The sequence below is a fragment of the Mycobacterium basiliense genome, from assembly GCF_900292015.1.
GTDB classification, from domain to species: Bacteria; Actinomycetota; Actinomycetes; order Mycobacteriales; family Mycobacteriaceae; genus Mycobacterium; species Mycobacterium basiliense.
On record NZ_LR130759.1, the window covers coordinates 3,698,937 to 3,718,367 of the forward strand.

A 19,431-nucleotide genomic window follows, 5' to 3' on the forward strand; every position below is an offset into this window, starting at 1 on the left:
GCGGGTCCAACACCGTATCTGAGACTTGTTCGCGTGCTTGATTGCACGCCGTGGCGAGACGTCGGGAACAGCGGCCCCGACGCGCCCCGCGCCATGCCACGCCCGGCGTACTCGACCGGGCCGGACGGGCAACCGTGACGTCCGGAACTGAGCCCAGCAAAGCGCAACGCGCCAAATGCCCTATAGTGGAGCCATGCAACAGGCCGTACACCTGCGCATTGTCCTTACGCGCTGCGTCGGCGTGGACTGTTGTTGTTGCTGTTGATTCCTGATGCCTTCTGACCGGCAAGTAATCGTTGCGCTCGGTCGTTTCGCGGACTACGCGGACCATGACGTACATGACGAAAAGTCCTAGGGAAGCCCAACCGCCTTATGACTGCCTCAACCACACGCAATCGGGCGCCGAAACGGGTGGCGCCCCGACCGATGCCGGCATGGGAGGCGCTGTCAGCGCCGACTGCGCACGCGACAGTCGATTTCTGCATCAACCGGGAGGCCGTCGAGGCCCGTGACGACAGCGTTGGAGATCACCAATGACCATTGCCGATAACATCACGCAACTGATTGGCGGCACGCCGCTGGTGCGGTTGCGGCGGATCACCGACGGCGCGGCGGCCGATGTGGTCGCCAAGCTGGAATCCTTCAATCCAGCGGGCAGCGTGAAGGACCGTATCGGGGTAGCGATGATCGACGCGGCCGAGAAAGCGGGCCTGATCAAGCCGGACACCGTAATCCTCGAGCCAACCAGCGGTAACACTGGCATTGCGTTGGCCATGGTGTCCGCGGCCCGCGGCTACAAGTGCGTGCTGACCATGCCGGACACCATGAGTATCGAGCGCCGGATGTTGCTACGGGCTTACGGCGCGGAGCTGGTCCTTACCCCCGGCGCCGAGGGCATGGCGGGCGCGATCGCCAAGGCCGAGGAATTGGCCAAGTCCGACGAGCGCTTTTTCATCCCGCAGCAGTTCGAGAACCCGGCGAATCCGGCGGTGCACGCGGTCACGACCGCCGAAGAGGTGTGGCAGGACACCGACGGCAAGGTCGACATCTTTGTCTCCGGTATCGGCACCGGCGGCACCATCACCGGCGTCGCCCAGGTCATCAAGGAACGCAGGCCATCGGCTCAGTTCGTGGCCGTGGAACCCGCTGCCTCGCCGGTGCTGTCCGGCGGCCAGAAGGGTCCCCACCCGATCCAGGGCATCGGTGCGGGATTCGTCCCGCCGGTACTGGACCTCGCTTTGGTGGACGAGGTGATCACCGTCGGCAACGAGGACGCGCTCGAAGTTGCCCGGCGGCTGGCGCGGGAAGAGGGGCTGCTGGTCGGTATCTCGTCGGGCGCGGCGATGTGGGCCGCATGCCAGCTGGCCCATCGGCCGGAGAACGCCGGCAAGCTCATCGTCGTCGTGCTCCCCGACTTCGGTGAGCGATATCTGAGCACGGTGTTGTTCGCGGATTTGAGCGACTAGCCATGCTGGCGGCGATACGGCGCGACATACAGGCGGCCAAGCAACGGGATCCGGCCCGGCCGACGGCGCTGGAGGTCATCTTCAGCTATCCGGGCGTGCATGCCATCTGGGGCCACCGCATCAGCCACTGGCTGTGGCTGCACAACGCGCGGCTTGCGGCTCGAACGCTGTCGGAGCTCACTCGCATCGTGACCGGCGTCGATATCCATCCCGGTGCGGTCCTCGGTGCTGGCCTGTTCATCGACCATGCGACCGGTGTGGTGATCGGAGAAACCGCTGAGGTGGGCGACGACGTCATGCTCTATCACGGCGTGACGCTGGGTGGCACCGGCACCGATATCGGCAAACGCCATCCCACCGTTGGTGACCGGGTGATCATCGGCGCCGGCGCCAAAGTCCTCGGTCCGATCAAAATCGGCGACGACAGCCGAATCGGCGCCAACTCGGTGGTGGTCAAGGAGGTTCCGTCCAGCTCTGTGGTCGTCGGGGTGCCAGGACAGGTCATCAGCCGCCAGCGTCCGTCTCGCGAGGATGACTCGTTGCTGCCCGATCTGGTGGGCGTCAGCCTGCAATCGCTGCTCACCAGGGTCGCCAGACTCGAGGCACAGGTTGATGAGCGCACACCGACCGAACGGGTGATCCGGCCGCCCGAGGCCGGGGTTTGGCACGGCGAAGACTTTTCCATCTAAGCCCAGCCAGGTCCATCCCAGTCCAGCAGAGGAAGCCCCGTTGAGTACTGTTGCGATCGCGACCAGCACGATCGTCGCGGCCATCGCGGCGGCGTGTGGCATCGGCCTCGCGCTCAATCGGCGCTCGGGTGTGTTGCGGCACGTCGGCTCCGCGGGACAGCGCGACAGCACCAATGTCGGGGATCTGGGTTTGTCCACCACCGGGCCCACCGTCGTGCACTTCAGCGCCGAGTGGTGCGGACCGTGTGCAGCGGTGCGCCAAGTGGTCGACCGGGTGTGCGCCGAACTGCCCGAAGTAGCACACGTGGAGATCGACCTGGATGCGAATCCGGCTGCCGCCAAAGGGCTTTCGGTGCTGTCGTTGCCCACCACGTTCATTTTCGATGCCGACGGGCGCCAGCGATACCGCACGGCGGGTGTGCCGAAGGCGGCCGACCTGCGGACAGCTCTGGTTCCGCTACTCGCTTGACTTGAGCGGCGTGTGCCACGAGAGCACCCATCCAGCGCCAACCTTGACAGCGAGACATTGAGACACCACGAATCTCGGCTCCCCCGGGAGGACTCGAACCTCCAACCCTTCGGTTAACAGCCGAATGCTCTGCCAGTTGAGCTACAGGGGACTACTCGTCCGTGCGACCGCTCGCAGACCGCGGGACGACTCTAGCGTACCGAGACGCCGGCACCCAACTAGAGGCAGCAACCGCCCTGAGGTGAGCCCGCCGTCATGATCCAGTTGTGATACGACTTCGGTTTGCCCGGTGCACGCCTGGGTCGGGTCGTTCACCGGCCGCTCCGCGCCGAGCTGGTCAACGCCGGGAGCTTCCACGCGCTCGCGGCTGCCCACGCCAACAGCGCCCACTGCGCGCACGGCGAACTCAGCCCAACCGAGTTCGCACTGTAGTTGAGGACACGACCCACCAAGCCGCATAGCGACGGGAGCACAAAACGGATCCCCCTCGGCCGCGCCTGCTCATCTTGCTGGGATGTGCAGGCTGCCCCACCTCACCGCCTGTCTTGGGGGATCGGGCGCGCGCGCCACCGGGCCAGTGAGGCAGGATGGAGCCAACCGCACCGTTAGTCGGAGGGACCGCATTGATCGGGTATGTCGCCGTGTTGGGACTGGGTTACGTATTGGGCGCAAAAGCCGGGCGCCGCCGCTACGAGCAGATCGCCGGCACCTATCGGGCGGTTACCGCTAACCCGGCCGCCAAGTCGGTGATCGAAGCGGGACGCCGCAAGATCGCCGATCGAGTCTCGCCCGATTCCGGCTTTGTGACGCTGGCCGAGATCGACGCCGAGACCACGGTGGTGGAACGTCCGATCGAGCCGCAGCCACGAGCGGCGCGCTGACCGTTACGAACCGTTACGCCGTGAGATCGTCGCCGCTGGCCTGTTCTAGCAGGCTACGCCGATAGGCTTCCATGGCGACCAGGTCGCCGAACAATGCGTGATACTCCTCGCCGTGTTCGATCGGCGACATGCGTTGCAGCTTGGACTTCACCTCCGCGATTTGCCGGCCCATCCACACCTCCTGCAGGCGGGCCAACACGCCGGCGATATAGCGCGGCAACTTCTCGTCGTCGACTTGAACCGCCTCCACGCCCAACTCGCTGATCAGACCGGCGGTCAATGGTGATGTGGTCTGCCGGCCCACCAGGTCCAGCCACTGCGCCCCGCTGGCACCGGTCGACGTGCCGCCCGCCGCTTCGATGGCCGCACGCACGGCCGCGTAACCGGGGTGGGTGAAACTCTCAACGGTCAAGCCGTCGAAGACAGGTCCGGCCAAAGCCGGGTACTGCAGTGCCGATTTGAGTGCCTCACGTTGCGGCCACAGGGTCGGGTCGCGTGGGTCGGGACGGGTTGCCGAGGCTTCGCCGGAAATCGCCGCAGCGGGCTCGTGGGCGGCACGACGGGGCGTCTTGGTTCTGGGACCACCGCGGCCGGGCCTGCCGGCGGTGCTGGCTTCGCCGCGCACCCGGTCGATCACCTGAGCCACATCGTCCCAACCGACCCAGCCGGCCAACTGCCGGGCGTACTCGTCACGCAACGTGGCGTCTTTGATCCGGCCCACCGTGGGTACGCAGCGCCGTAACGCCGACACCCGGCCTTCGGCGGTGTCCAAGTCCAGCTCAGCAAGTGCACTGCGAATCGCGAACTCGAACAACGGGGTTCGCCGTGCGACCAGGTCACGCAGCGCAGCGTCGCCAGAGGCCAGCCGCAGATCGCAGGGGTCCATGCCGTCCGGAGCAACCGCAACAAAGGACTGGCCGGCCAAATTCTGCTCCCCGTCGAAGGCCTTGAGCGCAGCGGCCCGGCCCGCCGCGTCGCCGTCGAAAACGTAAATCAGCTCGCCTCGAAAAAAGCTGTCGTCCATCATCAGCCGGCGCAGCATCGCCAGGTGCTCGTCACCGAACGCCGTCCCGCAGGACGCGACGGCGGTGGTCACTCCGGCCAGATGCATCGCCATCACGTCGGTGTAGCCCTCGACCACCACGGCTTGATGACCCCTGGCGATGTCGCGTTTGGCCAAGTCGATGCCGAACATCACCGCCGACTTCTTGTACAGCAGCGTCTCGGGCGTATTGACGTACTTGGCTTCCATCGGGTCGTCGTCGAAGAGTCGACGAGCCCCGAATCCAATCACCTCGCCGGCCGACGAGCGGATCGGCCAAAGCAGCCGCCGGTGAAACCGGTCCATCGGACCGTGCCGACCCAGTCGGGACAGGCCCGCAGCCTCCAGTTCTTTGAACTCAAACCCTTTGCGCTGCAAGTGTTTTGTCAGCGAGTCCCAGCCCGACGGCGCGAAACCGCAGCCGAAACGGCGGGCGGCCTCGGCGTCGAAGCTGCGCTCGGTGAGGTAACGCCGCGCCGGTGCGGCGTCGTCGGACTCCAGCGCTTCGGCGTAAAACGCCGCTGCGGCCGCGTTCGCCGCGATCAGCCTGCTGCGGCTGCCCCGGTCGCGCTGCACGCTGGTGGCCGCACCGGTGTAGCTGATCGTGTAGCCGATCCGATCGGCAAGCAGTTCCACCGCCTCGACGAAGCTGACGTGCTCGATCTTCTGGATGAACGCGTACACGTCGCCGCCTTCTCCGCAGCCGAAGCAGTGGAAGTGACCGTGGTTGGGACGCACATGAAACGACGGTGACTTTTCGTCATGAAACGGGCACAGCCCCTTCAACGAGTCAGCACCCGCCCGTCGTAGCTGGACGTAGTCGCCGACGACATCGTCGATGCGGGCACCTTCGCGAATGGCGGCGATATCGCGATCGGAGATTCTGGATCGGCCTCCCGAAGCGGAACGGCCCACATCTCTGGCACCCGCGGGACCGGACATCGGCTCAGTGTAGAGCGTTGATCGTCGCCCGATGGGGCCAGTCACTGGCCGCGGCTCCCACCAAGCTGACCGGTATCGATTCGTTCCAGCCGGCCCTCGGTATACGAGGCGATCTGATCGACGATGACCCGCATCCGGGCACCATCATCGCCGGCGGCAGTGAACGCAGCGGCATAGAGCGGGTCGAGTGTCCCGGGTGCCCCCGAGCACAGCCACTGCGCCACGCGATGGATGCGTTCGCGCTGAGTCGCCTGCGCTTGCAGATGACGTGGGTCGGACATGATGAACTGCAACGCCAAGATCTTGAGCAAGGCGACCTCGGCTCGCACCAGATCGGGCACTTGCAGATCGGCCTGGTAGCGCACCAACGGACCCGGGCCGGCCGCGGCGCGGGTGGTCGCGATCGCGGCCGACGCGAACCGTCCCACCAGCTCGCTGGTCAGCCGCTTCAATGCCACCGCCGCCGATAGCGTCGCATCGTATTTGCCGACCGCGGCCACCACCGGCAAGCCGGATAAGCGGCGGGCGGCTTGCATCAGATCGTCGGCAGTCACCCGGGCGAATTCGCTCTCCCCCAGCGCGGCGAGCGCCGCCGCATCGTCATTATCGGCGAGCACACGCAGGTCGATGCGTTCGGAGACGACGCCGTCCTCAACGTCGTGCACCGAGTACGCGACGTCGTCAGCCCAATCCATCACCTGGGCTTCCAAGCACGGCCGGTCCGCGGGTGCACGCTCGCGGACCCAAGCGGCCGGTTCCCGGTCTTCGTCGTAGAAACCGAACTTGCGTCGCTTGTCATCGCGCGCCCATGGGTATTTGGTCACCGCGTCCAGCGCCGCCCGCGTCAGGTTCAGCCCCACGCTGGCACCGTCGTCGTCGAGAACCTTGGGCTCAAGGCTGGTCAGGATGCGGAAATTCTGCGCGTTGCCTTCGAAGCCACCGTAGCCGGCGGCGACGTCGTCGAGCGCCCGTTCGCCGTTGTGCCCGTAGGGCGGGTGCCCGATGTCGTGGGCCAGACCAGCCAACTCGACCAGATCCAGGTCACAGCCCAGTCCGATCGCCATTCCCCGCCCAATCTGGGCCACTTCCAGCGAGTGGGTCAGTCGGGTGCGCGGAGTGTCGCCTTCCCTCGGCCCCACGACCTGGGTCTTGTCGGCGAGCCTGCGCAGCGCGGCACTGTGCAGCACCCGAGCCCGGTCCCGGGCAAAGTCGGTGCGGTGCTGAGCTTCGGTCCCCGGCAGACCGGCGGTCTTGGGCGCTTCCAATACCCGCCGCTGACGGTCGAAGTCGTCATAAGGCTCTTGCGTCGTGCTCACCGATCCACAGTCTGCCAGGCAGGTCGTCGGCCTCGACGCGTTCTCCCCGCACTAGCCTTGGCGCCGCTGGCACCTCGCCGGCGGGCGCCGCCAGGCTAAATTAGGTTATGCGCATCGCTCGCCTGCTCGGCGCGGTCTTGACGATCTTCACCCTCGGCCTGCTACTGGCGCCGCCGTCCAGCGCGCAACCACCGTTCCGGCTGCCGAGTTACATCACCGACAACGCCGATGCATTGACCGCTGCCGGTCGCGCCGATGTGAAACTGGCCGTCGACCAGCTCTACTCCGATCAACACATCCGGCTGTGGGTGGTCTATGTCGACGAGTTCTCCGACCAAAGCGCGGTGAACTGGGCGCAGAGCACGGTACGCACCAGCGACTTGGGCAACTACGACGCACTGTTGGCGGTGGCCACCGTCGCCCGTTCCTATGCCTTCCTGGTGCCGTCGACGGTGAAAGAGGTCAGCGCCAGTCAGGTCGAAAGCATCCGCCGCAATCAGATCGAGCCCGCGTTGCGTAAGAACGACTGGGCCGGCGCCGCCGTTGCCGCAGCCAACGGACTCAACAAGTCACCCAGCCCGGCCGGTGGCGTGTCGCTGCTGGTTGTCCTCGGCGTCATCGTCGCCGCCGCCCTGACCCTGTGGCTGGTAATGCGGTTCCGCGCCCGCCGACGACGCACAGACGCATTGGCTGCGGCACGACGGGTCGACCCCACAGATCCGCGCGCGTTGGCCGCCGTGCCGCTGGACGTGTTGGACGAGTTGTCCCGCGCGATGGTGGTAGACGTCGACAACGCATTACGTACCAGCTCCAATGAACTCGCGCTGGCCATTGATGAGTTCGGTGATGAACGAACGGCGCCTTTCAGCCGAGCGCTGAACAACGCCAAAGCCGCTCTGTCCCAAGCGTTCACGGTGCGTCAGCAACTTGACGACAGCAGACCGGAGACGCCGGCGCAACGGCGTGAGTTGCTTACCCGGGTGATCGTATCGGCGGCCAACGCCGACCGCGAACTCGAGTCGCAGACCGAATCCTTTGAGAAGCTACGTGATTTGGTAATCAACGCGCCGGCTCGGCTCGACTTGCTGACCCAGAAGTATGTCGAACTCACCACCCGCATTGCCCCGACCGAACAACGATTGGTCGAGCTGCACAACGAATTCGGAGCCGCTGCCCTGAGCTCCATCTCCGCCAACGTCACCACGGCCCAGGAGCGGCTGGTGTTCGCCGACGCCAACATCAGCACGGCGCGTGATTTGGCCACCAAGGCCATCAGCGGCCAGCAGGCGCGATTGGTGGATGCGGTTCGCGCAGCCGAGTCCGCGCTCGGGCAAGCCCGCTCCCTGCTCGATGCGGTGGACAGCGCCGCCAGCGACATCAGACACGCGGTCGCCGCGCTGCCCTCGGTAGTGGCTGACATTCAGGCGGACATCAAGTGCGCCAACGAACAACTACAGAAAGCACCGAGGAACAAATCCGCCTACACAGCAGAACTGATCGCGGCGCGCGACGCCGCCGCCAGAGCGTTGGACAATGCCCGCAGCGCAGGCGGCGCCGGCGCCGCCGATCCGCTCAGCGCATTTGCTCAGCTCACCAAGGCCGACACGGATCTTGATCGGCTGCTGGCCGCCATGGCTCAGGAACGCGCGAATGCCGAGCGCCTCAACCGTTCGTTCGAGCAGGCGCTCTTTACCGCGGAGTCCAGGGTGCGGGCGGTCTCGGAATACATCGATACCCGACGCGGCAGCATCGGCCCTGAAGCCAGGACCAGGCTCGCGGAGGCCAAACGTCAACTTGATGCCGCCCAGGACAAAAAACCGGCGGACCTGTCCCACGCGATTGCCTATGCCAATGCGGCGTCGACGCTGGCCGCCGACGCCCAGGCACTGGCCAACGCCGACGTGCAAGCCGCCCAGCGCGCGTACACCCGACAAGGGGGCAACAACACCGGCGCGATCCTCGGCGGGATCATCATCGGCGATCTGCTCAGCGGCGGCATGCGAGGAGGTTTCGGCGGCTGGAGCCCAACATCGTTCGGCGGTTCCTCCGGCTCATCCGGCGGCTCATCCGATGGCGGATTCCTGGGAGGCGGTGGGCGGTTCTAGCCCCCGCCCACGAACGAAGCAGCCATCCAAGATCGAGCGGACAGCGTCGAGCGGAAGGCCAAGCCGTCCATCAGTGCCCAATAAATGGGGTGCACCCACGACTGCGTACGTCCAAAAGCGTACGTCCGCGTACGGGCACTTGGTACCCGTACGCGGACGTACCTGGTCATCGGCCCGGCGGCGCACCGCTAGCGGTGCGCCGCCGCGAACCGTAACCCTCTGAGACCTATCAGGCCCAGCTGGAGCCGACCGCGCTGTCGGTCTGCGCCATGTTGTTGCCGGCGGCCTGAACCTTCTGGCCGTGGGCGTTAGCCTGCTCGTAGATCACCTGGAAGTTACGGCCCAACTGGGTAATGAACTCCTGGCAAGCCACCGAACCGGCGCCACCCCAAAAGTCACCGGCAGCCAGCACATCGCGAACGATGGCCTGGTGCTCGGCCTCGAGCGAGGCGGCCTGGGCGCGGATGAGAGCGCCGTGGGCGTCGACATCACCGAACTGGTAGTTAATGGTCATTGGTTTTGTCCTCCTGGATCGAAGCTGTCTGGTTGGTACTAGCTGCTCAGGACCTGCTGCGAAGACTGCTCTTGAGTCTCGTAGTGGTTGGCGTCGCGGACGAGCCCGTCGCGCACACCGTGCAGCATGTTGACAATGTTGCGGAAGGCCTGGTTCATCTGGCCCATAGTGTCCAGCGAGGTCGCCGAGGCCAGGCCGCTCCAGCCCGCACCGGCGATGTTCTGCGAGGACGCCCACATCCGACGAGCCTCGTCTTCCACCGTCTGGGCGTGGGCCTCAAAGCGTCCCGCCATTGCCCGCATAGCGTGCGGGTCCGTCATAAAGCGTGTGGCCATGTTCCTTGTCTCCTTGCTACCTGGACCTACTACTTGGGACTTCTCGGACAGATTGGTTGTTGGATGTACTCGGACAGATTGGTTGTTAGGTGTACTCGGACAGATTGGTTGTTGGGACTACTCGGACAGATTGATTGCTGGGATCACCGGCCGCCGGATACCGAAGCCGCCAATCAATCGTGAAAGAACGACAGTCTGCCCCCTCTCTCTTAGCCGGCCGCCGGGGAATTCGGTATGACGCTGCTGCTGCTACGCGGCACTTCGAAGCGAGGTTCGGCATTGGCTGCCTCCCACTCTCGCCATTCGGCCCACTCGTCCCATTCGTCTGTGGCTGCCGCGGCCGCATCCGCATCCGCCGCGTCGACCGCCACGGCGTCGGCGCCCTCTTCAGGCTCCGGCGCCCAGTGGTCATAGTCATCCGGCGGAACAGCCGTACCCCAGCTGAGCGGAACCGACAACCCGCAGAGCATTCCCGACTCGCCACGCTTCGCCGCCACGGCATCGGGCGGTAGGGGCGGACCAAGAGGCAAAAGCACGTTGTCCCCTTCCAAGTGCCGATCTCAAGAACTCAACACTCGACGGCTAACGCAAACCACCGAGCACTCCGAATCGTAAGGCAATATCGGGAGCGATATCGCCCAAATCCAGGATTTTTTCGCATGCCCACAAGAAAGGCCGCGGTCCTGTGTATGCGATCCAGCGTTTGTGGCATTACCCCAATAATCACCAACCGGTCAGTTGATCCGCACCGGTCAGCTCGGCTAACAGATGCCGCTGGGGATACCGCGCACCGGCGTTGTTTCCTGCGTCGGCATCACCTGCGGGTACGGAACCCGATAGGGAAGCCCCCGGTTCAAGAAACCCAACACCGCATTCGGCAGGCACTTGGCCACCTTGGGCAGCTGGCGGCCGGGGTGGTCCAGGTTGGGCGGAGACGGGTTGGGCGGAACGGCAAAATTGAACGCCGACGTCATGTCCCCGGTCACGCTGGCACGCCAAGGGGTCAGGTTGGGAACCGGAACCCCGAACCGCTTGCCGATGAGTTGCAACTGTGAGGTGTGATCGAACTGGTCATGAACCATCAGCCCACCGCGGCTGTAGGGCGAGATGACGAAACAGGGCACGCGGTAGCCCAGCCCGATCGGCCCGCGTATGCCGCCTGAGCCGTCCACTTTGTCGATGTCAACGGTGTTGGGAATCCATTCGCCGGGCGTGCCTACCGGCGCAGTCGGCGGCGTGACGTGGTCGAAAAAGCCACCGTGTTCGTCGTAGGCAATGATCAGCGCGGTTTTCTCCCACACCGCTGGATTGCGAAGCAACGCACGTAGCAGATTGACGATGGTGACCGCACCCACCGCGATCGGAAACGAAGGGTGCTCAGAATTGATGGTCAGCGGGACAACCCAAGAGACATTGGGCAGCCTGTTGTTCATGATGTCGAGGACAAAGTCCCCTGGGTAGGTCGGAGCAATGCCGTAGCGAGCCAGATCCGACCTCGGATCCGCCGCCTGCTTGAAACTCCCGACGTACCCGTTGCGGCTTAGGGTCGTGTCGTTGAGACCACCGAGCAACTTGCTGTTGTAGACCTTCCAACTGACGCCGGCATCGCTGAGGTTCTGCGGCATGATGCGCCAGCTGAATGTCAATTTCGGCTGGATGCTCGGCTCCACTATCTGCGGACCGCCTTGGTCTCCCTCAGGGTTGACAGTGCCGCTGATCCAATAGAGTCGGTTCGGCATCGTGCCGCCCAACAGCGACGAGTGGTAGCGGTCGCAGATTGTGAAGGTGTCGGCCAGTAGGTAGTGGATGGGGATATCGGGACGCGCGTAGTAGCCCATAACCACCGGAGTATTGCCCGCCGATCGGGTTCTGGCCTGAGCCGGAAGCCAACCGTCGTTGGCCCCACCGTTCCAGGACAAATGGGCCGCAATCCACTGGTGATCGGGATCGTTGACGCATTCGCCCACACCGTTGGGCCCCCGGGTCGTATCAATGCGGTACGGCAACGTGGTGCCGGCGGGGTCGATCGCTTGGGTTCGTGGATTCCACCCCCGCTGGGCAAACAACGGCGTCGGGGTATCGAACCCGTCGATACCCGAGAGGGTGCCGAAGTAGTGATCGAATGATCTGTTCTCCTGCAGACACAACACGATGTGCTCGATGTCGGTCAAATTCCCAGAGCAAGGGCCAGCCGCATAAGCCTTTTCAATCACTGGCGCGGCCCAGTCCGTCAGAAATGCCGCCGCGCCAGCACCAGTCGCCTTTGCCAGGAATTCTCGACGCGACATCCCAGCGAAAGCATCCTGGCTCACCACATTGCACTCCTTCACTTATTCCGGCCCACCGTATATTCACAACGGGGACAGCATCCACACGTCAACCGGCGTGTCGCATAGGGGATTTACGCCGTATACGACTGCGGTCGCCGCTGAGCGCACGGAAACTCGAAACCCAGCGTCAGCCGGTACCACCGCGAGTCCTGCCCAACCAGATGGTCGAACATACCCCGTACGGGCGTTTGCTCTGAGATTTCGGCGATCAATTCCTGAGCGGGAATTCCTTTCGACGTCTACAGCAGATACGCACGAGCAAGTTCCTAGTCGATCAACAGAGACCGCTGGGAATTCCGCGAGTCGGAGTACTTTCCTGCGAGGGCATCATCTGCGGATAGGGCACCCGATAGGGAATGGCCGGCAGCGCGCCGTCGGTGGTTCCCAACACCACGTTGGGAATGCATTGCGGCAGTTTCGGCACCGCGGCCAGCAGCGGGTGGCTCAGGTTCGGTCTGGACGGGTTCGGCGGGGTGGCGAAGTTGAATGCCGACGTCATATCGCCAACCACACCGTCGCGCCAGGCGGTCAGGTTGGGCACCGGCACCCCAAATCGCGCCCGGATCAACTTCAGCTGCGAGGTGTGGTCGAACGTGTCGTGGACCATCAATCCGCCGCGGCTGAACGGGGAAACGACTATGCAGGGCACGCGAAAGCCCAGACCGAGCGGCCCGCGGATGCCCCCGGACCCGGAAACCGCGTTGATATCTGGCACCGTTACCCATTCGCCGGGCGTCCCCGGTGGTGCAGTCGGCGGGGTCACGTGATCGAAGAAGCCGCCGTTCTCGTCGTAACTGATGATCAGGGCTGTTTTTTCCCACACCGCGGGATTGGACAGCAAGATCCTTAGCGCGGTCACCATGGCCACCGCACCGAGCGCCACCGGCAACGCGGGGTGCTCGGACTGGATGAAGTTCGGCACCAACCAGGAGACTCGCGGCAATCTATTGGCTTTGACATCGGCCGCGAAGTCCACCGGGTAGCTCGGCGCGATGCCGTAACGAGCCAGGTTCGATCTCGGATCAGCGGACTGTGCGAAGGCCTGCACCAGCCCGTTGTTGCTGATGGGCGTATTTATGAACCGCCCCGCATCCTTGTTCTGATACACCTTCCAACTGACGCCGGCATCTTCGAGGTTTTGTGGCATGATTCGCCAGCTGTATTGATGCAACGGCAGGAAACCGGGTTCCACGAGCTGGGGACCGCCATTGGTACCGGCCGGGTCGATCCAGGCGCTTAACCAGTACAGCCTGTTGGGCAAGGTGCCGGTCAGCAGTGAACAATAATAGCCGTCGCAAACCGTGAACGTGTCGGCCAGCAAGTAATGGATCGGAATATCCTGGCGCGTGTAATGACCCATCGTCATGGGCACATAGGGTCCCGTACGAGTATTGGCCTGCGCCGGCAACCAGTTGTCGTTGGCGCCGCCGTTCCACGACTGGTGCATCGCAGTCCACTGGTGCTCCGGATCGTTGACGCATTCGCCGTCCAGGAATGGGCCTCGCGTCGTGTCCAGGCGGAACGGAATGGTAGTCCCGGCCGGGTCGAGCGATTGCGTCCTCGGGTTCCAGCCCTTTTGCTGAAACGCTGGCGACGGGTCGTTGAAACCCTGGACGCTGGACAGGGTGCCAAAGTAGTGATCGAACGACCGGTTCTCCTGCATCAACAACACGATGTGTTCGATATCGGAGAGATGCCCAGAGCATGGCCCGGCACCGTAGGCCTTCTCAATCACCGGGGCGGCATAGTCCATCAGCAACGCCGCCGCGCCAGCACCACTGAGCTTGGTGAGAAACTCCCGACGTGACATCCCCTGGAACGGGTTTCTCACTGAATCTGCCTCCCTGCGAATAGTCCAAGTCACGGTATAGTTACGACAGCTGTGCGCCGGGATACAGCAACGGCGTGTCGCGGTTGGCGTCTCTGAGTAGCAAATGCCCCAGCACCGTTTTCGACGTCGGCGCGTGACCGCCTGCCGGATATCGGACCGCCATCCAGTGGTCCAACGGGTTCTCCTACGCGGCCCCACCACGCTGGGTCGACCGCATGGGTAAACACCGGCGGAGAAGGCCAGCAATCCACCCCGTGAACGACCGTGTCGATCGGCGCCCGGCCGCCTCATCGGCTGGCGGGCAACGAAAGTCAACGAATTCGCGGCTCCTGGAAGCCCCTCGGGTGGGTGTCTGACCCGATCTCTGCGCGCCGCCACCGCGGCCTTCGACAACGACCATTGGCTGATGGCGCGCAAACCCGTGGGATTAACGGCGCACGACGAAAAATTTATCTAATCCCACATTCCTAATCGATCCCTCATAGAGCTATTTCTCCGACGGCCAGCAGCTCCACAGGCCGTGACATCGTTCCAGGTCAGACCGCCACATACCATTTCTTGTGCGATCGCATTAGATGCCGGCTGTCTTATTCTGGCGCCAGAAAAGATTTGCAGCTCAAGTAATCTCGCCGTGATTGAAAAAACAATGTCTGATCAGGGTTCCGCAATCCGAAGGGTGGTTGTAGCGTCCGTTGCCATGTGGGGCACGGTGCTGGTGTTGGCTCTTGTGGCGACGGCCGACCCGGTGCGCATCGGGGTCGGCGTGCTGATTTCATCGCGGCCTCATGCGGCGACTCAACTGGTTGCGTTCTGGCTCGGCGGCATTACCACCAGCGTTGCCTTGGCCGTGGGAGTGCTTTTCGGGCTACGTGAGTTCGCACTCAGCGCAATGCATCGGTGGGAAATCGCCACGGCCAGCTCCACCGCCGGTCACGTGCAGATCGCGATGGGGGTGCTGGCTTTGCTTATCGCCGCGATAGCGGTTGGCCGCGCGCCGCATCAGCGGGCGCGCCTGGGAATCTCTGACGTCGCCGGGTCACATTGGCAGGTGCAGACCTCGACGGCGATCTCCAGACTCTCCGCACGTGCGGAGCTTGCGTTGCAGGCCCGACCGTTGCGGGTGGCATTCCTCCTCGGAGTCGGGATGTTGGTCGATTTTAGGTTCTTGGCGGCCCTCACCGCGATCGTCGCCTCGGGATCCACGGTAAGCACCCAGATCAGCGCGGCGGGGATCTACACCGTCATCGCGCTGTCCTTCGTCGAGCTCCCACTGGCCAGCCAACTAGCGGCGCCGACAAGAACCAGCCAGATCATGTCGGTGGTGCACGGCTGGGTCAAGGCACGACGGCAACAGTTCTTCGCAGTCATCATCGCCCTGCTCGGCGTTTTCCTGATGACCAGCGGAATAGGACACGTCTGAGCCGGGCTTCAGTCCCCGTACCCGAGAGCCTCGGCAACCAACGGGTCGACGCCTAGCACGCTGCCTTCTGCACGCATTTCGGTGCCGCGCTCGTCGCCGAGATGCTCATGAATCAACCTGTCCACCGCGCGCCGGTGGAAGGTCAATCCGCCGTAGCGGACCACCGAAACATCTCCGCTGGACCAGCTTCCAGCCGCGGCCCCCAACCTTCTGGCCGCCAATTCGTAATCGCCACTTCGCGCGGCCGTCCACGCCAGTACCTCCAGCGCGAACGCGGCAACGATCCGGTCGGCGAATGGCCTGGAGAGCTCCAGTGACTGCAATTCTGCGGCCGCGGCCCGCTCATAATCCCCGGCGAAGTAGAGGAACAAACCTCGCGCGAACATCAGATAGGCCAATTGCCAGCGATCTCCAGCCTGCTCGCATAGGGCGACCGCTTCCTGCCACAGCCGGGTCCCGCGTTTCGGGTCGTCGGATGATGGGAGAGCAGTGATCAGGGCCGATATGGTGGCGACGATCCCCTGCGCGTCACCGTGAGCTCGGTGGCACTCCAGCGCCCGATCGTAGGCGGCGAGTCCGACGGTCACATCCCTGCGGCCCGCCGCGACCATGCCCAGCACCAAATTTGCGTAGCCCTCGCTCGATTGATCTCCCAGTTCGATCGCTAACTCCCTGGCAGCGCTGGCATAGCGGCCGGCGGTCTCGAGGTCGTTCTGGATCACCGCGGCGAAGCCGGCACTCCACAGTGCCCGAACTCGTATGGCTGGGGCGAGCAGGTCCGAATCAGCAACCTCGGCGAGCCATCGCCGGGTCTCGGTCACCGTCGTACTGGCCAGCCAGTAATAGTGCAGCGAAGTGATTATCTGCGCGCATGCCGGTGCCAGCTCATCATCGCCTTGGCAGTACACCAAGGCGGCACGAAGGTTTTCGCGGTCGTCGTGAACCGCGTTGAACAACTCGACCTGACGAGCACCAAACCAATTCCTGCCGAACTCGTCGGCGATGCGCTGATAGCGGTCGACGTACCGTTTGACAAGGTCTCGGCGACTACCAGACTCCGACAGCAGCTCCGCCGCGTATTCCCGCAGCGTTACCAGTAGCCGATATCGATGGCTACCATTGCATGGGTTGCTCGCGACCATCGACTTGTCGACCAGAGACGCCAGAATCAGATGTACGTCCTGGGCGCTTCGCGCCGACGCGGCGCATAGTTCCAGCGCCGACTCCGCATCGAATTCGCTGGCGAAAAGGGAAATGGCAAGCCATATTTCGCGCTCATCGGGGGTCAGCAACTGGTAGCTCCAGTCAACCAGGGCCGGCAAGGTGCGGTGACTTGACGCCACCACGGTGCCGCTCTCGGGGGAGAGCAGCTGGAATCGGTCGGTGATGATCTTCAGCAATGTGGTGACACCGAAGGTTGGCAATCGGGCCGCGGCGAGCTCGATCATCAACGGCATGCCGCCCAATTGTGCGCACAATCGGACGACGTTCAATCGTTCCTCGTCTGTCATGGAGAAGTCCGGCAGCACGGCCTTCGCCCGGTCGATGAACAACCGGACGGCGTCGTGGTCCATCAACCGGGTCAAGATGGCCGGATCGTCCTTAACCTCGGCGGGATCGGGCACCGACAACGGCGCCACGACGTAGACGCGTTCGCCGGGGATACCCAGCACCTGCCGACTGGTCACCAGCAGTTGTAGGCCCGCAACGGCGCGTAGCAACTGGTCGATCAGCGGACTGCAGGCCGGGATCAAATGCTCGCAATTGTCCAACACGACCAGCGCGCGCCGATTTCCCAAGGTGCCGTGCAGCCGCCGCGCCAGCTCTCGGGTCGGGTTGGAAGCCTGCGCGGTCGGCTCGCCAAGTAGCAATGCGTCGGCAATGACCTCGATCAGGTGCTCTGCCTCCAACAGGTTCCCGAGTTCGACAAGCCAGACACCCCCGGGGACCGTGTGTTCAAGTTGGCTTGCCAATTGCATGGCCAGCCGGGTCTTGCCGACTCCACCAGGCCCGGTCAAGGTGACCAACCGGACATCGCTGCTCAGCAGCGCCGCAAGTTCGTCCAGCTCGCTGCTTCGCCCCACAAATGATGTCAGCGGCGTGTGCAGGTGCCGATCGGGCGGCCATTGATTCGCCGGATATCGGCAGCCAATGTCGACGGCCCCCGTGCTGGGCTGTCCGCCGACGGGAAGCAAAGTTGCGGGTCCGACCATGGTGGCCGGCCCGCCGGTCTCCGCGGGAATGGCCATATCGTCGGGCACCAACCCGTGCTCATGTTGCACGCCTCGCAGCAGCTCCCCCACCTCGGCCGCGGTGGCCGGGCGCGCCAACGGGTTTCGGGCCATCACCCGCTTGACGAGCGCCGACAGGTCGGCGGGCACCTCCGGGCCGAGCAGGATCGGCGGTTCATGGGTGGTGATCCGCAAGAACTGCGCCACGCGCTCCTCCCCTAGCCGACGTTCGAAGGCGGGACGGCCGGCGACCAGATTGAACAGTGTGGCGCCCAGACTGTAGATGTCGGCCGCCGCGCTCACCGCGGCGCCCGCAAGCACTTCTGGCGCCGTGAAGGCCAGCGAACCGGTGATGTATCCGCTGCCGGTTTCGTAGCCGCCGACGATGCGCGAGATACCAAAGTCGGTTAGTTGCGGTTCGGCGAACTCCGTGAGCAGGATGTTGGCCGGCTTGACATCTCGATGAAGTATCCCGGCACGATGCGCCGTTTCCAGGGCACCTGCCAATTTGACCCCGACGCGTATCGCCCAGGCCCAATCGCATGGACCTCGGTTGCGCACCAAGGTTTCTAGCGAATTGCCCGGGTAGAACGGCATGACAACGTACGGCCGTCCGCCGGGGAGCGCTCCGACCTGCAGGATCGCGGCGATGTTCGGATGACCTGACAAGCGACCCATGACAAACACTTCGCGGCGGAACCGTTCGTAGTTGTCCCTGTCGAAGACCGCGGTGAGCACTTTCACTGCCACCTGCCGGCCGTTCTGGGGCTGCACACACCGATAAACCACGCCGTAGGCGCCGCGTCCCACTTCGCGGGCGTCGAGGAATCCTGCGTCTGCCAGTTCGGCCACGATTCCTTCGAACGGGTCCCGAGCAGCATCCGCTCCGAACACCGGCACGCGGACCGGGCGGCGCGGCGGTGTCGTCCGGCGACGGGCTGCCGAGTCCACGGAGTCCACCGAACCCCGCTGACGCAGGGCTATCGCAAACTCACGACACCGACGGAAACGGTTCCCCGGGTCCTTGGACAGCGCCTTCGCGAACAGCCGGTCAAGGTGCGCCAACTCCGGGCGGCGATCGCTGAGCGGCGGCGGACCGCTGTTCAGATGCTTCTCGATGATCGCCAGCGGGTTCGCGGTCACGAACGGCGGCGCGCCAGTGAGCAGGTGGAAGGCGGTGGCGGCCAATCCGTATTGATCGGCTCGGCCGTCAATGCGTGCTCCCATCAACTGCTCAGGCGCAGAGTAGGCCATCGTGCCCACCGCGAAATTCGTGACGGTGAGTCCCCCGGAATCACCAAGTGGACGCACGATTCCGAAGTCGGCCAGCATGATGCGCCGGCCGCCATCCTGGGGATTGGTCAGCAGGATATTGGCAGGCTTAACATCGCGATGCAGCAGGCCACGCTGGTTGGCGTAGTCGAGTGCGTCCGCCACCGCGGTGACGATTTCGCACGCATCGTCTATAGCCATGCCGGCCGGATGCTGCTCCATCACCAGCCGTGCGGCATCGGTGCCTTCGACATAGCTCATCGCCATCCACAGGCGTCCATCGAACTCGCCGCGATCATGCACCGCCACAATATTGGGGTGAAACAGCGTGGCAGCGGCCTCGGCCTCTCGGGCGAAACGCTCACGAAAGTCAAGGTCGGCCATCAGTTCCGGAGAAATGATCTTGACCGCATCACGCCGTGGCAATCTGGGATGCTGAGCGAGGTAAACTTCACCGCTTGCCCCCGAACCCAGCAACCGGATGATGTGGTAGCCCGCGAAAATGGCGCCGGTCGCCAACGGCATAAAGGGAACACTACTCCCGCTCTAGCCTTTCAAGCTGAGAGCCAAAGCTGCCGGAGGTAGGCG

Annotated in this window: 15 protein-coding genes and 1 tRNA gene; 6 read left to right on the forward strand and 10 right to left on the reverse strand. The window is 64.2% G+C overall.

Going from position 1 to position 19,431, the window contains the following annotated elements; translation table 11 throughout:
- Positions 1–533 precede the first annotated feature (533 nt).
- The 3 genes from cysK to MB901379_RS15555 are packed head-to-tail and all read left to right on the forward strand — an operon-like array spanning position 534 to position 2,624.
- Entirely contained in the window at positions 534–1,466 is a 933-nt protein-coding gene (gene cysK / locus MB901379_RS15545) for a cysteine synthase A (RefSeq protein ID WP_158017468.1), read from the forward strand.
- A 2-nt stretch (positions 1,467–1,468) separates the two neighbouring features.
- A complete protein-coding gene (gene cysE / locus MB901379_RS15550; protein ID WP_158017469.1) occupies positions 1,469–2,155 on the forward strand; it encodes a serine O-acetyltransferase in 687 nt (228 codons plus the stop codon).
- A 40-nt stretch (positions 2,156–2,195) separates the two neighbouring features.
- The gene (locus tag MB901379_RS15555; RefSeq protein ID WP_158017470.1) at positions 2,196–2,624 is read left to right on the forward strand and encodes a thioredoxin family protein; all 429 of its coding nucleotides are present in this window, start codon (positions 2,196–2,198) and stop codon (positions 2,622–2,624) included.
- 78 nt (positions 2,625–2,702) lie between these two features.
- Here MB901379_RS15555 and MB901379_RS15560 read toward each other — a convergent pair.
- Positions 2,703–2,775, reverse strand: a tRNA-Asn gene (locus MB901379_RS15560).
- 472 nt (positions 2,776–3,247) lie between these two features.
- On the opposite strand from MB901379_RS15560, the gene MB901379_RS15565 reads away from it, so the two are divergent.
- Positions 3,248–3,505 carry a hypothetical protein gene (locus MB901379_RS15565; RefSeq protein WP_158019215.1) on the forward strand — a complete coding sequence of 86 codons (258 nt, stop codon included), beginning with the start codon at positions 3,248–3,250 and terminating at the stop codon, positions 3,503–3,505.
- Between the two features lie 13 nt (positions 3,506–3,518).
- Here MB901379_RS15565 and dnaG read toward each other — a convergent pair whose 3' ends face one another.
- Positions 3,519–5,489, reverse strand: a complete 1,971-nt coding sequence (gene dnaG / locus MB901379_RS15570) for a DNA primase (protein WP_158017471.1) — start codon at positions 5,487–5,489, stop codon at positions 3,519–3,521.
- 41 nt (positions 5,490–5,530) lie between these two features.
- Positions 5,531–6,805, reverse strand: a complete 1,275-nt coding sequence (locus MB901379_RS15575) for a deoxyguanosinetriphosphate triphosphohydrolase (RefSeq protein ID WP_158017472.1) — start codon at positions 6,803–6,805, stop codon at positions 5,531–5,533.
- Positions 6,806–6,912: 107 nt separating this feature from the next.
- Between MB901379_RS15575 and MB901379_RS15580 the strand changes: the two genes are divergently transcribed.
- The gene (locus MB901379_RS15580) at positions 6,913–8,910 is read left to right on the forward strand and encodes a TPM domain-containing protein (RefSeq protein WP_158017473.1); all 1,998 of its coding nucleotides are present in this window, start codon (positions 6,913–6,915) and stop codon (positions 8,908–8,910) included.
- Between the two features lie 229 nt (positions 8,911–9,139).
- Here the strand turns inward: MB901379_RS15580 and esxN are convergent, their stop codons facing one another.
- From esxN to MB901379_RS25055, 6 genes are all read right to left on the reverse strand, one after another.
- The gene (gene esxN, locus MB901379_RS15585) at positions 9,140–9,424 is read right to left on the reverse strand and encodes an effector (RefSeq protein WP_158016881.1); all 285 of its coding nucleotides are present in this window, start codon (positions 9,422–9,424) and stop codon (positions 9,140–9,142) included.
- A 38-nt stretch (positions 9,425–9,462) separates the two neighbouring features.
- Positions 9,463–9,759, reverse strand: a complete 297-nt coding sequence (locus tag MB901379_RS15590) for a WXG100 family type VII secretion target (RefSeq protein ID WP_158017474.1) — start codon at positions 9,757–9,759, stop codon at positions 9,463–9,465.
- A 209-nt stretch (positions 9,760–9,968) separates the two neighbouring features.
- Positions 9,969–10,295, reverse strand: a complete 327-nt coding sequence (locus MB901379_RS15595) for a hypothetical protein (protein WP_158017475.1) — start codon at positions 10,293–10,295, stop codon at positions 9,969–9,971.
- A gap of 225 nt (positions 10,296–10,520) precedes the next feature.
- On the reverse strand, positions 10,521–12,047 hold the full coding sequence (locus tag MB901379_RS15600) for an alkaline phosphatase family protein (protein ID WP_158019216.1): 1,527 nt from the start codon (positions 12,045–12,047) through the stop codon (positions 10,521–10,523).
- A gap of 316 nt (positions 12,048–12,363) precedes the next feature.
- Positions 12,364–13,899 carry a phospholipase C gene (locus MB901379_RS15605; RefSeq protein WP_158019217.1) on the reverse strand — a complete coding sequence of 512 codons (1,536 nt, stop codon included), beginning with the start codon at positions 13,897–13,899 and terminating at the stop codon, positions 12,364–12,366.
- 61 nt (positions 13,900–13,960) lie between these two features.
- On the reverse strand, positions 13,961–14,095 hold the full coding sequence (locus MB901379_RS25055) for a hypothetical protein (RefSeq protein WP_269462757.1): 135 nt from the start codon (positions 14,093–14,095) through the stop codon (positions 13,961–13,963).
- A 522-nt stretch (positions 14,096–14,617) separates the two neighbouring features.
- On the opposite strand from MB901379_RS25055, the gene MB901379_RS15610 reads away from it, so the two are divergent.
- On the forward strand, positions 14,618–15,340 hold the full coding sequence (locus tag MB901379_RS15610; RefSeq protein WP_232021877.1) for a GAP family protein: 723 nt from the start codon (positions 14,618–14,620) through the stop codon (positions 15,338–15,340).
- Between the two features lie 8 nt (positions 15,341–15,348).
- Here the strand turns inward: MB901379_RS15610 and MB901379_RS24245 are convergent, their stop codons facing one another.
- Positions 15,349–19,368: a protein kinase domain-containing protein gene (locus MB901379_RS24245; RefSeq protein WP_158017477.1), complete on the reverse strand. Its 4,020-nt coding sequence runs from the start codon at positions 19,366–19,368 to the stop codon at positions 15,349–15,351.
- Positions 19,369–19,431: the final 63 nt, after the last annotated feature.

What these genes read in the sequence shown, in the direction of transcription:
- MB901379_RS15610 (WP_232021877.1), top strand. Translation starts at nt 14,618, where the DNA reads ATGTGGGGCACGGTGCTGGTGTTGGCTCTTGTGGCGACGGCCGACCCG.
- MB901379_RS15580 (WP_158017473.1), top strand. Translation starts at nt 6,913, where the DNA reads ATGCGCATCGCTCGCCTGCTCGGCGCGGTCTTGACGATCTTCACCCTC.
- MB901379_RS24245 (WP_158017477.1), bottom strand. Translation starts at nt 19,368, where the DNA reads ATGCCGTTGGCGACCGGCGCCATTTTCGCGGGCTACCACATCATCCGG.
- cysK (WP_158017468.1), top strand. Translation starts at nt 534, where the DNA reads ATGACCATTGCCGATAACATCACGCAACTGATTGGCGGCACGCCGCTG.
- MB901379_RS15605 (WP_158019217.1), bottom strand. Translation starts at nt 13,899, where the DNA reads ATGTCACGTCGGGAGTTTCTCACCAAGCTCAGTGGTGCTGGCGCGGCG.
- cysE (WP_158017469.1), top strand. Translation starts at nt 1,469, where the DNA reads ATGCTGGCGGCGATACGGCGCGACATACAGGCGGCCAAGCAACGGGAT.
- dnaG (WP_158017471.1), bottom strand. Translation starts at nt 5,489, where the DNA reads ATGTCCGGTCCCGCGGGTGCCAGAGATGTGGGCCGTTCCGCTTCGGGA.
- esxN (WP_158016881.1), bottom strand. Translation starts at nt 9,424, where the DNA reads ATGACCATTAACTACCAGTTCGGTGATGTCGACGCCCACGGCGCTCTC.
- MB901379_RS15600 (WP_158019216.1), bottom strand. Translation starts at nt 12,047, where the DNA reads ATGTCGCGTCGAGAATTCCTGGCAAAGGCGACTGGTGCTGGCGCGGCG.
- MB901379_RS15590 (WP_158017474.1), bottom strand. Translation starts at nt 9,759, where the DNA reads ATGGCCACACGCTTTATGACGGACCCGCACGCTATGCGGGCAATGGCG.